Source organism: Saccharibacillus sp. JS10 (assembly GCF_024436065.1).
Classification (GTDB): domain Bacteria; phylum Bacillota; class Bacilli; order Paenibacillales; family Paenibacillaceae; genus Saccharibacillus.
The window spans coordinates 276,929-292,762 of sequence record NZ_JANFNS010000002.1; the positions used below are offsets into that span (position 1 = coordinate 276,929).

Consider the following 15,834-nt stretch of genomic DNA (forward strand, 5'->3'; position numbering starts at 1 on the left):
CCATCTATATCGATCCTTTACTTTCTATAATCAGACTCATGATGCTCACAAAAAAAGAGTCTCTTTCCTATTATGCGATTCTGGCGCGGCGGTTTCAACTTTGGAAGAGAGTAACGAAATGCTTGCTTTTTAACTACATATCAATTATTTTAAAAGATATTCATATCTATTCGCGAAGCACGCGGACGTATTCTTTCCTAAACAAAGGGGAGATCCGTCCGCTTTTTTGCGTGGTTAAGTTGAGTTTTTTACTGGAATGCTCTTTGAAAACAAAAAATGGGTCTTTTCTAATTCAGGCAACCAAGCGACAATAGAGAAAGAAGGAAATATGCCGCAAGGTTGGTTTTTCTATCCAGAGATGCTTAACAGGTTAAGGGGGAAAAGAAAATGAATCGAAAATGGAACAAATGGTTGGTGAGTGCGTTACTTGTAGCGGTAATCGTAGGAGGAACTTCAGGGGGAGGTTCTTTGGCTTCGACGGCTCAAGCGGCAAGCGTGAAATTTTCGGATGTGAAGTCGAGTCATTGGGCATCGAGCAGTATCGCAGCCGGGGTGGCAAAAGGATACGTGACCGGATATACCAATGGGACGTTCAAACCGGATGCGAGCGTAACGCGGTCGGAGTATTTAAAAATGGTCGTGTCGGCGCTGGGATTGGAAGTGGAGAGCGGATCGGGGAAATGGTACGTTCCTTATGTGGCGTCAGCAACAAAAGCCGGGCTGTATACGACGGCTGACTTTGCGAATAATGAAGCATCATGGAGCAAGAAGATCAATCGTCAAGAAATGGCGCGGATTGCGGCGCGCGCGATTGGCGAGAAAAGTAGCGAAAGCGATAAATGGATGTATCTGGCGACAAAAAAAGGGCTGATTACGGGTGTGGGCAAAGGTCAGCTTGGACTGTACGAAGATAGCAGCCGGGCGCAAGCCGTAGTATTGATTGAACGTATCTTGTCGGCAAATGCGGGTAAAAAGCTTGCGGTCGATAAGTATGCGGTGGGAGCGGCTGAGATTGTTTGGCATGGGACGAATATTTTTACGGTGATGCCGGAGGTATGGCGTACGAATTCAGGAAAGTACGCGATGAAGCCGGATGAATCAGCGGAAGAGTTGTGGAAAGAAGAATTGATGACGATCACGTCGAAGAACGGGAAATATAAAGCAAAGTTGGATGCGGTTATTGCGATTGATCTGGAAGATCCGAATGATCCGAATTTGAAGTTGTTGCCAGCGGTTTCGAAGTTGAAGTGGTTTAATAACAATCCGAACATACAGCTAAAGTTAACGGAAGTTAAAAATTGGAACAAAAGTTATGTGATTTATTTTAAAAAACATACAATATTTAATAATGATCCTGATCATTTTGCTGATGACTTGACTGCTTATGCTACAGGGTTTGAAAGTGATCGAGACGCATTTTTTGACGAAAATGTACTGAATAATGTAGCTAAAATTTACTTGAATGAATGGAATGATTTCCCGGCACAAATTCTACCGAAAAAAGGTTGGACAAATGATTACGGTCTTAAGTTTTCTATAAATACTCCTGCTGGAAGCCAAGCTTTTTATTCAAACAATACAATCTTTAGTATCAAGGGAAGTAAAAGTCAATGAGAAAACGAATAGCTCTATTAAGCGCGATGCTGCTTTTCAGCAGCATCGTTTCTTTGTCTGGAATGGAAGCAGCTTCTGAGCCGCCTTTAAAACCAGTTTCGTACAACTCGACTGAACGAATGTGGAGTCCAGATGTTAAAAAGTACGAAAAGTTCAAGTTTAGTCGAAACCCAGAAGCTACAACGGCACAACTTCGTGAAGATGCTGGCGAAGGTAAAAAAATATCGAAAATCGTCTTTTATCAAAATGGAGAAGTCATAAAGACCGTACCGGTTAATAGTCAAAAATTTCAACGAGCAGTCGAATTTTCTGGAAAACCCATCAAAGTAGGTTCTGCCGAAAATGAAGGGAATGGTTCTTGGTTTGCTTGGCAACGCGATGCACTATGGGATATAGGAAATACTAAAAACACAGACTTTGCAGGGCGTTCATGGTGGGCGGGGAAAACAGGTAGCTGGGAATTTTTTCATGGATCGGTAGACGGACAAGCTTATCCCGATCCACCAGCAGGTGTTGAGACGATTAAAGGAAAAAAATACGATGAATTTCCAGGTCGAGCGGTTAAGCTGACGATCAAATACAAACGGGATAAACCATTTTATTCTGACACGTTTAAGACAGATTTTGAGTTTCCAGAATATGCGATTGATAACCGATCCAGCATAATTACAAAGCTCAATCCTTCAAAGCCGGATAAAGATCGAGTACGGGTTGTATATGATACTGAGACGAAAGATGAGACTAATGGTTTAGCTGGGAGCACGGAAAAGAGCACACGAATGTTGTCTTTTGTTTACGGTCAGTATTTAGATTCCAATGGTAAGCCAGATCCATCTAAATCAGATACTCGCGATCTAACCTATGCAGTTATTCAATTTGTACAACAACATGGAGATCGGGGTTACAAATACGAAATCGTACCAGGAGCCGATAAAAAAGGTGAAATTGGTGGACGTTACAACAGTAGCAGTAACAATACACAAGCCATGATCTTTTATTACGCAGCTTACAACTACACCGTCTACTCCTACAGCTACCAGTACCCAGATTCCTACCGGGTATACACAGAAGACGGTCCAACCCCAACAATACCTACAGAACCCGGCATGGAATGCACCATCACCGACGGTCGAACGATCACAGGATCACAAATGACGCCTTCCGCTACCGGAGTGATCAAAGCCGATCAACGAGGAAATGAATCTTTTGACGTCTTGCAAGGAATTCCGACGTCAGAAAGCTTATACGTAAACGTTCTGGCACAACATTATCTATATCAAGATAAATTCCAAGAAAAAATCGGTACGTGTACGTACAAACTGACCGTCGAACGTTCTTACGAATTAAAATGGGATCCTAAAAAAACGGTCGTCGATGACAAAGGGGTCGAACACGAAGAACCTGACCCTCAATCCGAAACAGAAACCAAACAGCACGAAGTCACGGTTGAACGAAAATTCTCTTATTGGGTGATCGATTCACTCGGTGTCTATGCGATCGACAAAGCGATTTTGAACAATTATGCCTTTGAAAATGAGCAGATCGAAATTCTGCCTGCCGATTACAAAATTCCGAAAGTGAGTACCGTTACGGACGGTCATTACGAACCGGAACCGAATCCAGAAAAGCTTCAAGCCGATCCGTGGTCGAATCCAGATTCCAATGCGAAAACGAAGCCTTCGCTCCCTCCGGATTCAGGCGAAATGAAGCAAGTCGCAGAAGATAAAATCGGCAAAGTCAAAGTGCAAAACGATACGTTGACGTTCAACAGCCAAACCATTATCGACGGCAAAACAGCCGAAGAAAAAGCGCCGGAACCGAAGCAAATTCCAACGTCCCAAGTGATTGGCAACCATGTGCTATACAGCAAAGACAATCAGATTCCGAATACCAAGATGAATCGCCAAAGCGCAAGCAGCAGCGGAGAAATTGAGTACGTCGCATTGGAACAAAATATCAATGCCGACGATGGCAGCACGTACCCGATCGGCGGTCTTCAGCCCGTCACGGTACATACGCCGGTCGTCAATTATTCTTCGGCTTCGGACGATCAAGCGCATAACCAGAAGACCAAGCCTAACTTTAGCCGAATGGCGTTTATCTTGGATCGTCCCTTCCGTGTGCAGATTCCAACAAGTGGGCAGCACACCAATTACCCGGGGTACGGCAACCGAGATTACGCGAAATATTTCCGAAGCAAGCAAGTCCGATTCCCGTTCGACGTCTACAGCGGCGATCGATCGACATTCTACGAAAAAAATACGTGGATCGACGTGCCGGTTCCTCAACTGGAAATGCCGTTCTTCTTGCCTGTCTGGGTCGATGAAGGCGATTATACGGTCGAATTTAGAAATATCGCCGAAAATGCCCCGGATGTAGAGCTAGCCCAGCAAGATGCAAACTTGGATCTGAACAATCACGTCGCATCCGATACGGTAAACGTTGAAGTCATTGGTCGACTATATGATTTTCATATCACGGATATCGCGGACTACAATTGGGAACTTGCGTTTCGCAAAGAAGAAGGAAGCGCCGAGCATACAGGCAACACGTATTGGAGCGGTCTGCAAAATATAGACGGCGCGACACGTGGCAACAAAGCCCCGTTTACGTTGCCGATCTTACCCGGGAGTCACCCACTGCCGGGCTACAAAAATATCACCGTCAAAACCGGCTACCCTATCAAGTTCGATCTCAAAACGAAAGGCAATATGTTTGGCAAAACCGACGGCATTCGAATCACGCCAAGCTTCACCTTCGTGAGTCGCGATGGGCAAATGAAAACGCCGGTCGACCTGTACTACAACGACGATCATCGTAGCTTTATCCAAGTCGGCTCACCCGAAGATACGCAAGAACGTTTTGTGATCCTGAACGATCGACTGCGCAACGTACCCGAGGAAGAACTGAACGATACCGCAAGGTACAAATACAATCACTACTATTCGTTCGCCGAAATGAATGGAATTAGTAGAGACGTGTTTATCCGCGATTATATCAATCGGTTCACTAAGCTACGAACGCCAGTGGGTGGTTTTGACCTGCTACTCCTTCCCGAGCAAGTCCGCACCTTAATCGGACCCAAGACGGACATTCCGAACACCGTCGATTACCCGAGAGTCAATGCAGCGGTGCAAAAATGGTATGGACAATACAGCTTGCCGGGCGATCCTTACGTTGTGGCAAAAGGAACGAATATTGCCGAATACGGACGCACGCATGGCGGCTTAACGCGGCGTTCTCCGATCTTTTTGCGCGACGGGTACATCATCTTGAACTTCAATATCGAAAGTATTCAAAACGGCAATTTAAAAGAACCGCATTTGCAATACATGAATGCACCGCTTATGAACCAATGGACGCTAGAAGGATTTAAGCGAACGGTTCAAGATTCGTGGAAACATCACTTTACGCTTCGAGACGGAGATCTTGTTTTCTACAACGCAGACAAATCCTACAAAAATGATTTCGAAGCTCAAGTGAATCGTTAGAGTCTCATTAAGATCGAAGCTCCCTTTATTCCAAAGGGGGCTTTTTTACATAAACAAACGTTAATTTTAATCTTGTTCGAATGCTAGATCCCTACACTGGTGAAGGTTCAGTAATCACGCAGAGGGAGTGAATGTAGATGCTTAACGTTCGATCTGTACGTGGAAAAAGCAAAACGAAAGCTTTAATGGCAGGGGTTCTTTCAACAGTGATGTTGCTTGGGGTAGGCGTTCAGTCATCATTTGCAGCAGAACAACCGAAGATTGAAGCGCAAAATGTGATCATTTTGATCCCTGACGGTATGGGAATGGACGGAACGACGCTAACCCGTTGGTATAACGGCGGCAAACCTTTGGCAATGGACGAGATGGCAAGCGGTCTGGTACGTACATACTCGGCAGATGCGGCAATCGCGGATTCGGCTCCGGCGGGTACGGCTTTTGCAACAGGGCATAAATCGCATACCGGCTATGTTGGCGTGTTGCCGGATCAAAATACGATGCCGGGACTCCAAAAAATCGCCGAAAGCGATCAGAAAAAGCCGGTAGCGAATATTTTGGAAGCGGCAAGACTGTCTGGTAAATCAACGGGGATTATTGCGACTTCCGAAATTATGCACGCGACTCCGGCGGCATTCAGCGCACATTACCCGGATCGCGGCAATTACGATGCGCTCAGCAAACAGCAAGTGTACGCAGGTATCGATGTCGTGCTTGGAGGCGGAGCTAAATATTTTACAGCCAAAGAACGTAAAGACGGCGAAAATCTACAAAGCATAATCCAAAATCTCGGTTATGATATCGTGCGTAACCCTGCCGAAATGAAAGCTTCTGCTTCCGACAAATTATGGGGAATGTTCGCGGAGGGCGCGATGAGTTACGATATGGATCGCGATCCCAAAAAGCAACCGAGCTTGGCAGAAATGACGTCGAAAGCGATTGATGTATTGGATCGTAACGAAAAAGGATTTTTCCTGATGGTTGAAGGAAGTAAAGTCGACTGGGCAGCACACGCGAACGATCCGATCGGGATCATCAGCGATGTGAATGCGTTTGACAAAGCGGTAGGCGAAGCGTTGGAATTTGCAAAAGCGGACGGTAATACGATGGTCATCGCGGTGACGGATCACGCCAACGGCGGAATCTCGATCGGCGACCGAGCGACGACAGGAACGTATGACACGGAGCCGCTCAGTACCTTCACCGCACCTTTGCTCAAAGCCAAACTGACAGCCGAAGGCGTAGAAGCCAAACTTATTACGCCGCGTACAAATGCAAATATCAAACAAGTTGTCGCGCAATATTACGGCATTAACAATTTGACGAATAAAGAAGTCGAAAGTATTCGCCGTGCGGAAAAAGGCAAGCTGAATAGTGTTCTTGGACCCATGATCAGCGAGCGAGCGCATATCGGCTGGACTTCTGGCGGTCATACAGGCGGCGATGTTGTATTGTACTCGTACGCACCGAATGGACAAAAATTAAGCGGTTTGCTGGAAAATACAGATATTGCCCGGGAAATGGCTTCTGCACTTGGTTTGGATCTGGATGCAGTGAGCAAGCAATTGTTTGTATCCGCAGAAGAAGCTTTTAAAATGAAAGGCGCTCAAATCAAGACAGATAATAGCGATGTAAAAAATCCAGTGCTCGTCGTGACTAAAGGTAGCAATACCCTGCGTTTACCGATGTTCAAAAGCATTGCGAGTCTAAATGGAAAAAGCGTACAGTTGAACGGAAATATCGTGTATAACGGTAAACAATTTTTCGTTCCTCAAGATGCAGTAGACCTATTTCCTTGATCAAAATCATATACGTACTTGTAAAAAATGGTTATCTATTATCCCGCCTCGGAATCTTGATTCCGGGGCTTTTTTTATTTCGAGTTTTATTTATTTAACGAAGTTTCGTGTTTTTGCGTTCAAGGTGATTACCAAGCATCCTAAACCGGGTATTGTATTGATTAGAAGAACAGTCAAAGGATTGAAACCACGACTTACATATGGGAGAAAACTATGATCTTATTCGAAAATGTTACCAAGACGTACAACGACGGCAGAACAGCTGTAAAAGGCTTATCTTTCGAAATCAAAAAAGGCGAGTTTTTTGTATTGATCGGTCCCAGCGGATGCGGCAAAACAACCGTGCTCAAAACGATCAATCGATTGATCGAAACGAGCAGTGGGCGTATTTCGATCGAAGATCGTCCGATCGACGATTACAAGTTAAATGAATTGCGTTGGAACATTGGATATGTCCTGCAACAGATCGCTTTGTTTCCTCATATGACAGTCGGTGAAAATGTCGCAGTCGTACCGGATTTGATGAAAAAATCACGTGCCGAGACGGAAAAGTCGGTTAATCATCTGCTTGGTATGGTCGGGCTGGATTCAGAAGTGTACCGAGACAAAATTCCGTCTGAACTTTCGGGCGGTCAGCAGCAGCGCGTCGGAGTCGTGCGAGCTTTGGCGGCAGATCCGGATATTTTGCTGATGGACGAACCGTTTAGCGCACTTGATCCGGTCACGCGCGAAAAATTGCAAAACGATCTACTCGAACTTCAACGCTCGATTCGCAAAACGATCGTTTTCGTGACGCATGATATGCGCGAAGCTTTGAAACTAGGCGATCGAATCTGTTTGATGAACAACGGTGAAATCGTACAGATCGGTACACCTGACGAAATTGTGCGACAACCGGCTAACGAATTCGTTCGACGCTTTTTAGGCGATGCGGTGGAATCTGTGCAGACTGTTTCTCCCGGTGCCTCGCTTACCGCAGAAGAATTGGCAGAGCCTTTAGCATCGGATTACCAGTTGTCTAATAACGGGGCGGTCACGATCGGTGCAGATACCGAAGTCGGCGAGCTTTTGCGACATTTTGCTGCGGAAGAAAGATTGCTCGTACGTCGCGGGGATACGGTTTTCGGACTACTGCAACGTGAACAGACATTGAAGCGAATCGCGCGCGAACTTGAAGAAAGGGGTGCAAAGTAAATGAACGCCTTTTTCGATGTACTTTCGCAGCGGCAAGATCAATTGTGGAACACGCTCGGTGAACATATTGCGTTATCGTTTGTTTCTTTGCTGATTGCGGCATTGATCGCCGTACCGCTTGGTTTATGGCTGGCAAGAAAACCGCGTATCGCGGAAGGCATTATTGGCGTAACCGCGGTATTACAGACGATTCCTTCATTGGCGCTACTTGGTCTGATGATTCCGCTGCTTGGGATTGGACGTTTTCCGGCGGTAGTCGCGCTTGTCATTTACGCACTGCTACCGATTTTGCGAAATACATATACCGGAGTGCGAGGCGTCGATGCGTCTTTGATTGAAGCAGCAGACGCAATGGGAATGAGTCGAAGCAAGCGTTTGTTTAAAGTCGAATTGCCGCTGGCGATGCCGGTTATCATGGCGGGTATTCGCACAGCGACAGTCCTGATTATCGGTACGGCAACACTTGCAGCCTTGATCGGCGGCGGCGGTCTGGGTGAATTGATTTTGCTGGGGATCGATCGAAATGATACGAATCTAATCTTGATCGGAGCGATTCCAGCTGCATTGCTTGCGATTATCTTCGATTTTGCTTTGCGCTTTTTGGAACGGTTGTCGCTCAAGCGTTCGCTTGCGGCATTGGGCGGATTTGCGGTTATTATCGCGGCATTCCTGATTATTCCGATTATCGAGCAAGCGAACAAAGCAGATATCGTCATCGCGGGAAAGCTTGGCGCCGAACCGGAAATTTTGATTAATATGTATAAAGAATTAATTGAACAGGATACCGATTTGACTGTCGAATTGAAGCCGGGTCTCGGTAAGACTTCGTTCGTATTCGCGGCTTTGCAAAACGGCGATGTCGATATTTATCCGGAGTTTACCGGAACCGCGATCAGCGAATTCCTCAAAACGACAGCGGTGAGTACCGACGCGACCGAAGTCTATAATCAAGCCCGCGACGGGATGAAAAGTGAGTTTAATATGGCGATGCTAGAGCCGATGGCGTACAACAATACTTATGCGATTGCGATGTCCAAACGCCTAGCCGATCAATACGAAGTCACGAAAATTTCCGAACTGAAGCCGCTTGAAAATAATCTCGAAGCCGGGTTTACGTTAGAGTTTTCGGATCGTGAAGACGGCTACCTCGGGATTCAAGAATTGTACGGCATTAAGTTCCATTCGGTATTCACGATGGAGCCGAAGCTGCGTTACCAAGCGATCGAGAGCGGCGATATCGATCTGCTCGACGCCTATTCAACGGACAGTGAATTGGCGCAATACGATCTGACGGTGCTTGATGACGATAAAGGCTTGTTCCCGCCGTATCAAGGCGCTCCGATGATGTTGCAGACAACGCTCGACGAACATCCTGAACTTGCTGATGTGCTGAATGTATTGGGCGGTCAGATTACGGATGATGAGATGCGTAAAATGAATTATGAAGTGAACGCGGAAGGACGCCCGGCGGAAGAAGTGGCTCAACAATTTTTGCAGGAAAAAGGATTGCTTAAAGCCGAATAATTAGACGACAAAAAGACCGCCGATCATCGGCGGTCTTTTTCTTTTTATCTACTACTTTTTAAGACTAGCTTACTTCGGAATATTGCCGCCGGCGATCCGATCGCCTGAATTTCCGGCTGGATCGGATTTCTGATCATCGGCAGCGGCGTGGATAATGATCGAACGTCCGGCAACAGACATCGGGCTATCTGGCTTGAGGTTCGCGCCTTCAAGGAAAAATTCTTGTACGGCTGTGCCTTTAGTAGTCGCCATCAGATTTTTTTCGAAATCTCCGATATGCGTTCCTTTTGGATTATGATGCCCGTGCTCGTCTCGGGTCGGATTGAAGTGACCGAGCGCGGTCGCGAAATCGTTATTTTTGATCGGCATCTGATGCACATGAATCCCGTGAGGACCCGGAGGAAGATTCATCAGACTGACTTTCACGCGAACGCCGCCTTTTTCTTCCATCAGGTCGATACTACCGTGTACGGTTCCGTCTGCACTTTTAACGATTGTTTTCGCGCTGCCTGTTGAAATGGAATTATTGCTCGCGTCCCAATACACCGGAACATCTAGCATATCGCCAATCGCACGCACGGGTACATAGGTCGTTCCGTTATACGTGAGCGCTGCGGGTGACTTGGCACCGTTGCTTCCTGTTACGGAAGGTGCGGCTTGCCGCTCTCCAAAAGCGAAAAACGTTGCTTTAGAGACCATCGCGGATATGGATGTATCGGCAGCGACAGCGGAAAGACCGGAAAATAATACAGCACCGCATACAAAGGACACCACGACATGTTTTTTACTTATCGGTTTTTTGTTCATCGTAAACCCCTCCTCATCAATCTGCTGCTTCTCTAACTTGTATTCGCTTACACAAATAAATAATTATGGAAATATCCTTCGTTGCACCTTACCCTTCAATGAAGAAGACGAAACGAAACAGTTAAACGCTTAGATCAACAAAAATGTAAAAAAATTCGATTTCCATCTATCCAGATTTCGAGTCATTTGCTACAGTAAACGAACCGCTAGATTGCCCGCAACGAACAAAATCACTTCCAATAAAATGGAATAAAATGTTATAATTTGATTATCGGTATAAAGGAGAGGAACCTTTTTTGCATAAAACGATCAGTTTGGCGTTAGGTTCGATCTGCGCCGTTTTTCTATTTTTTACAATGATCTCTGCAATACGCTTTGTGCAGTCCAGTTGGCAACCTCCGCAGCTTCAGACGACGCAAGACGAGGAGTATCGATTAGTGCTCGTAACCAAAGATCTCGGGACGCCGTTTTGGAACGAAGTCGGTGAAGGAGCCAAAGCAGAAGCGCAAAAATCAGGCGCAAACTTAGAGATTTGGGGCACATATGGCGAAGATCGCGAAGATTTTTTGAAGCAGCTTGAGATTGCAATCGATTCCAAAGTAGACGGGATTATCGTGCAAGGGATGGATCAAGATGCGTTCGATAATTTAACGAAGGTAAAAGCAGCTTTTTACGGCATTCCGATTATTACCGTTGCAAGCGATGTGCCGATGTCGGAAAGTATGCGCAAAACGTATGTGGGTTCGGATGCTTGGGAAGCTGGGAAAACGATCGGACAGCGACTAATTAGCGATATGGGCGATCAAGGGCAAGTTGTTTTAATGGGCGATGAAAGAAAAGAATATGACCAAAAGCAGCGAATTTCAGGTATCCAAAGTGTATTGAGCCAACATCCCGGAATTCAGATTGAATACGTGACCAGCTCAGACGAAGAAGAACAAATCTCGGCCGCCACGCAAAATGTAATGAACGTTTTTCCGGAAGTGAAAGCGTTTATATCGGTCGATGCGAATCTAACGCCTGTCATGGTGCAAGAGATTGAGCGTCGTTCGCAGGTCGAGCCGTATTACATTTATTCGTTTGACGATAATCCGAATATTCTGGCTTTGCTGCGAAGAGGCAAGATTGATGGGATGATCCAGCAGTCTCCAGTCGAGATGGGCGAAACCGGTGTGAAAATGATGCTCAGCTGGCTGACAGGGGAAACCGTTCCTCTGAACGCACAAGGGTATATGACCCAAATTCGGATGTTGTCGCCGGAGGATGTCCAATGATCGGAATCCAGCGAAAAATTTGGACATTAGCCGCAATCGTCATGTTTATTATGGCTTCAATCTGGATCACGCTTACGTATTACAATCAGAAAACGCAAGATCAATACGACGATATTCTGCAACGCTATCTACTGATGAACGAAGTCACAAGCGAAAGCAGTCAGACCGTTAACGCGCTCAATATTTATTTGCTGACCCCGACCGAAGGGAATTTGAGCAGCTTAAGACGCGTCGAACAACGACTGCAAGCGGCAAAAAGCTCAATCGTAACGCTGCGCAACGAAAAAAACGATTTTGTGCTGACAAGTTATATGAATCTGATTGATAGCTTAATGGAAACGACGAATCGATCCATTATGTTTAAATCCGAGCGCGAAAGCGAAGAATCGTCGAAAGCTTTTGCCGAAGCGACACGGATTTCGCGCTACATTTCGGAAATGACCTTGCAATTGATCGATATCGAACTCAACACGTACGAACAATTTTATCGCAGCATTATCGAACAAGCCGAAGAGTTAAAAAAGCTCGGGATTTGGATTTTGCTTGCGATTACTTTTGGGCTGCTGCTTTTTACGTATTGGTTTTCGCTCAGCATTACGCGCCCCGTGCAACAATTAACGAAAGCCGCGCAAGAATTGGCAAAAGGCAGATTCGAGCGGCAGATTGTCGTGAACTCATCGGATGAAATTTCGTTTTTGGCGACCACATTCGAACGGATGCGCGTCAATATCAACAATCTGATCGTCGAAATCCGGGAAAAAGCACGTCTGGAAAGCGAATTGCAACAAAGCCGTCTATTGCTAAAAGAAAGCCAATTACGCAGTCTGCAAAGTCAGATCAATCCGCATTTTCTGTTCAATATTTTGGATACGTTATCGAAAAAAGCGTTTCTGGAAGGCGCGGAAGAAACGAGCGATCTGCTCGTAAGTGTGGCGGGGCTGCTCAGATACAACCTCAAACGGTTGGATCGGCCTGTGACGTTGTACGATGAAGTGCGCGTTGTGCGGCAATATATGGAGATTCAATCCGCGCGTTTTACCGAACGACTCAAATTAGTGACGCAGATCGACGAACATTGCCTAGCCGTGCAGATGCCGGGTCTTACGCTGCAACCGATTATTGAGAACGCGGTTATTCACGGGATCGAACCTTTGGAAGAAGGCGGTATGATTACGGTCAAAATTACCGATGCTGACGACCATGTCCATATCGAGATTGCAGACAATGGGCCAGGCATGAACCCTGACAAGATCCAAGATATCCTCGAAGAACGTGTAGTCGAGCCGGAAGGTCATTCGACCGGAATCGGATTCGGCAATGTCGTCCGGCGACTGCGATTATTTTATGGCGTATCTGATGTGATTGAAATATGTAGCGAAGACGGGCAAGGCGTACATGTGTTACTCAAATTACCGAAAACAAGGAGAAGCGACACCTATGATAAAGCTATTGATCGTGGATGATGAACAGGTCGGTCGCGAAGGGTTGGAAGCGATTTTGCGCAAAGGGTTTCCGGATTTAGAAATTCAGCAAGCGAAAAACGGCAAAATGGCGCTGGAGATGACGGACTCTTTTGCACCTGACCTGATTTTAATGGATATCAAAATGCCGGGCATGGACGGGCTGGAAGCGACGGAGATTATTAGCGAAAAGTACCCCGATATTCATATTGTGATGGTAACGGCTTACGATACGTTCGATTATGCTCGCCGCGCGCTCAAACTTGGAGTGAAAGATTATTTGCTCAAACCAAGCAAAGCGCTGGAAATCAAAAAAACAGTCGGCAAAGTATTGGAACAAATCGAAGAAGAAAAGCGCAAGCGTGAACATAGTCGGTTGCGTGAAAACGCGCTGGAGCGAGTAATGCCCGTCATTGAGACGGATATCGTGACGCAGCTGCTATTTGACCATGTTCATGAAGTGCATTCCGATGAACTGGTGTCGTGGCTGGGTGCCGAAGCGAAAAACGAGACTTTTGCTTTGTCGGTCTTGATCTCGGAAGGTTCGGAAGGCGCTTACGCTGCGATTCGGGATCTTGTAAAACGAGAAGCCGCAGGTTGGGTAGGAGCGCTGTACGGTCGCCAAATTCCGATTATTGCGTTTCGTGATCCTGGACGTTCATTCCGCGTTCAAGCGACGGAACTTGCTCGCGCTTTGCTCGAAGTCGGCGGCGGTGCGATGCAAAGCGGTTGGTTTATCGGCGTAGGGAATGTCTACGAATCATTGTCGCAAGTGCGCCAATCGTACCGGGAAGCGATGCTCGCTACGCCCGATCCGATGCAGGCTGTGCGGTATCGGTTGTATATGAACAAGCCGGAGTCAGGAGCGATTACAGGTTCCGCTTCGCTTGCCGATCTGCCGGACAAGCGCTGGGAACAACATTTTTTCGAGCAAATCCGTATCGGGGATTGGGAAGGGATTCGTACAGAAGCTTTGGACTTTTTGCGTCTTTGCGAAAGTGAAGATGTCGACCGATTGCATGCTCAGCAACGAGTGTCTGAACGACTATGGGTCGCTTCTCGGGTATTGGCGGAGATGGGCGTCGAGATCGGTACGCCAACATTTTCGTTCCAAGCGCAAGATTATCGTCAGCTCCGCGCCGAAACCGGTATTATTTTGGACCGCATCAAGCAAGCGTATGCCGAACATTTGGAAAAAATCAAACCGGATACCGTACGCCGAATCAAACAATATATTGCCGAACATTCCCATCAAGATATTTCGTTGGAAGCGATCGGAGAAAAGTTCGAACTTAGCCCTTTTTACATCAGCAAATTATTCAAAGAGCAAGTCGGCGTCAATTATATCGACTTTTTGACGGAATGCCGGATCGAAAAAGCCAAAAAGCTCATGAGCGACCCAACGCGGAGTTTGAAAGAAATTACGTTCGAAGTAGGGTATCATGATCCGAATTATTTCAGTAAAGTATTCAAAAAAACGTGTGAAGTCTCGCCGACTGAATATCGCAAAGCGTTGTTGGGTGCTTCAGAATGAGTGACTTTACTCGCAAAAAGTTTCGATTTTTAATGATAGTTGTGGGGATTCTGCTGCTTGTGACCTTGGGACTAACTGCTTGTTCTAACGAAGAAACTTCTCAAACGCCACAACCTTCGGAATCCAACATCGATCAACCCAACGAAGCAGATCCTTCCGTGATTTCGGGCAGCGAAAAACCGATTGTGATTGGTTTTACGATGGATACGCTGCTTGAAGAACGATGGAAAAAAGACCGGGATTTGTTCGTAGCGGCAGCAGAAAAACAAGGTGCCACGGTGATCGTTAAATCCGCAAATGGCGATGATGCTAGGCAGATTGCTCAAGCAGAGACAATGATCAGTCAAGGCGTAGATGTGCTCGTGATCGTACCTCATAATGCCGAAGCAAGCGCAGCAATCGTTAGTAAAGCGCATAAAGCCGGGATCAAAGTGCTCTCTTACGATCGTCTTGTGACGAACGCGGACGTGGATCTCTATGTTTCTTTTGACAACTTTGAAGTCGGGCATCTGCAATCGCAGGCTATGATGAAGCTCGTACCGAAAGGCAATTACGTCTATATCGGAGGAGCCGATACGGATAACAATGCGCGTCAGTTTAAAAAAGGCGCTTTCGACGTGCTGCAATCTTCGATCGATCGCGGCGATATTCGCGTCGTGTACGATCAGTGGTCGAAAGATTGGAAACAAGTCTACGCGCTGAGCAATATGCGAGAAGCGCTTAGAGCCAATGGGAAAAAAGGCATTGATGCCGTGATCGCGGCGAACGATGCCACAGCGGGAAGTGTGATCGAAGTGCTGCAAGAGCAAGGTTTGGCAGGGGAAATTCCGGTAGCCGGTCAAGATGCCGATCTTGCCGCCATTCGGCGAATCGTCGCAGGAACGCAGACCATGACGGTCTATAAGCCGATTGGTCGCCTAGCCGAGCAGACCGCAGAACTTGCGATCAAGTTGGCAAAAGGAGAAAATCCCCAGACGACTCGTCGCGTCAACAACGGCAAGATCGAAGTCCCGTCCGTATTGCTTCAACCGATTGGGGTAAACGCTTCGAACATCGACGAGACGGTGATCGCGGACGGATTTCATACGCGAGAAGAAGTGTACGGAACAAGTAACCCGTAGATCTTATCTTCATACTCAA

The 15,834-nt window shown here is 46.6% G+C and carries 10 protein-coding genes; 9 read left to right on the forward strand and 1 reads right to left on the reverse strand.

The annotated features are described in order from the left end of the window. Positions 1 to 387: 387 nt before the first annotated feature. The 5 genes from NOM90_RS06710 to NOM90_RS06730 all read left to right on the forward strand — a co-directional run bounded on the left by NOM90_RS06710 (position 388) and on the right by NOM90_RS06730 (position 9,619). On the forward strand, positions 388 to 1,614 hold the full coding sequence (locus NOM90_RS06710) for an S-layer homology domain-containing protein (RefSeq protein WP_255940860.1): 1,227 nt from the start codon (positions 388 to 390) through the stop codon (positions 1,612 to 1,614). Beyond that, positions 1,611 to 5,105 carry a DUF5704 domain-containing protein gene (locus tag NOM90_RS06715; RefSeq protein WP_255940861.1) on the forward strand — a complete coding sequence of 1,165 codons (3,495 nt, stop codon included), beginning with the start codon at positions 1,611 to 1,613 and terminating at the stop codon, positions 5,103 to 5,105. The genes NOM90_RS06710 and NOM90_RS06715 overlap by 4 nt, the downstream gene beginning before the upstream one ends. A gap of 137 nt (positions 5,106 to 5,242) precedes the next feature. Beyond that, positions 5,243 to 6,901 carry an alkaline phosphatase gene (locus NOM90_RS06720; protein ID WP_370866578.1) on the forward strand — a complete coding sequence of 553 codons (1,659 nt, stop codon included), beginning with the start codon at positions 5,243 to 5,245 and terminating at the stop codon, positions 6,899 to 6,901. Positions 6,902 to 7,114: 213 nt separating this feature from the next. Next, positions 7,115 to 8,095 (forward strand): ABC transporter ATP-binding protein, encoded by a 981-nt coding sequence (locus NOM90_RS06725; RefSeq protein ID WP_255940862.1) that lies wholly within the window; start codon positions 7,115 to 7,117, stop codon positions 8,093 to 8,095. Then, positions 8,096 to 9,619 carry an ABC transporter permease/substrate-binding protein gene (locus tag NOM90_RS06730; RefSeq protein WP_255940863.1) on the forward strand — a complete coding sequence of 508 codons (1,524 nt, stop codon included), beginning with the start codon at positions 8,096 to 8,098 and terminating at the stop codon, positions 9,617 to 9,619. A 69-nt stretch (positions 9,620 to 9,688) separates the two neighbouring features. Here the strand turns inward: NOM90_RS06730 and NOM90_RS06735 are convergent, their stop codons facing one another. Further along, positions 9,689 to 10,426: a superoxide dismutase family protein gene (locus NOM90_RS06735; protein WP_255940864.1), complete on the reverse strand. Its 738-nt coding sequence runs from the start codon at positions 10,424 to 10,426 to the stop codon at positions 9,689 to 9,691. Positions 10,427 to 10,722: 296 nt separating this feature from the next. On the opposite strand from NOM90_RS06735, the gene NOM90_RS06740 reads away from it, so the two are divergent. From NOM90_RS06740 to xylF, 4 genes are read left to right on the forward strand one after another with little or no spacing between them, the layout of a single operon-like run. After that, entirely contained in the window at positions 10,723 to 11,700 is a 978-nt protein-coding gene (locus NOM90_RS06740; RefSeq protein WP_255940865.1) for a sugar ABC transporter substrate-binding protein, read from the forward strand. Then, positions 11,697 to 13,163 (forward strand): sensor histidine kinase, encoded by a 1,467-nt coding sequence (locus NOM90_RS06745; RefSeq protein WP_255940866.1) that lies wholly within the window; start codon positions 11,697 to 11,699, stop codon positions 13,161 to 13,163. Before NOM90_RS06740 ends, NOM90_RS06745 begins: the two co-directional genes overlap by 4 nt. Next, the gene (locus NOM90_RS06750) at positions 13,138 to 14,694 is read left to right on the forward strand and encodes a response regulator (RefSeq protein ID WP_255940868.1); all 1,557 of its coding nucleotides are present in this window, start codon (positions 13,138 to 13,140) and stop codon (positions 14,692 to 14,694) included. The genes NOM90_RS06745 and NOM90_RS06750 overlap by 26 nt, the downstream gene beginning before the upstream one ends. Further along, complete coding sequence (gene xylF, locus NOM90_RS06755) at positions 14,691 to 15,815, forward strand: D-xylose ABC transporter substrate-binding protein (protein ID WP_255940870.1); 1,125 nt, start codon at positions 14,691 to 14,693, stop codon at positions 15,813 to 15,815. Before NOM90_RS06750 ends, xylF begins: the two co-directional genes overlap by 4 nt. The last annotated feature ends 19 nt before the right edge of the window (positions 15,816 to 15,834 follow it).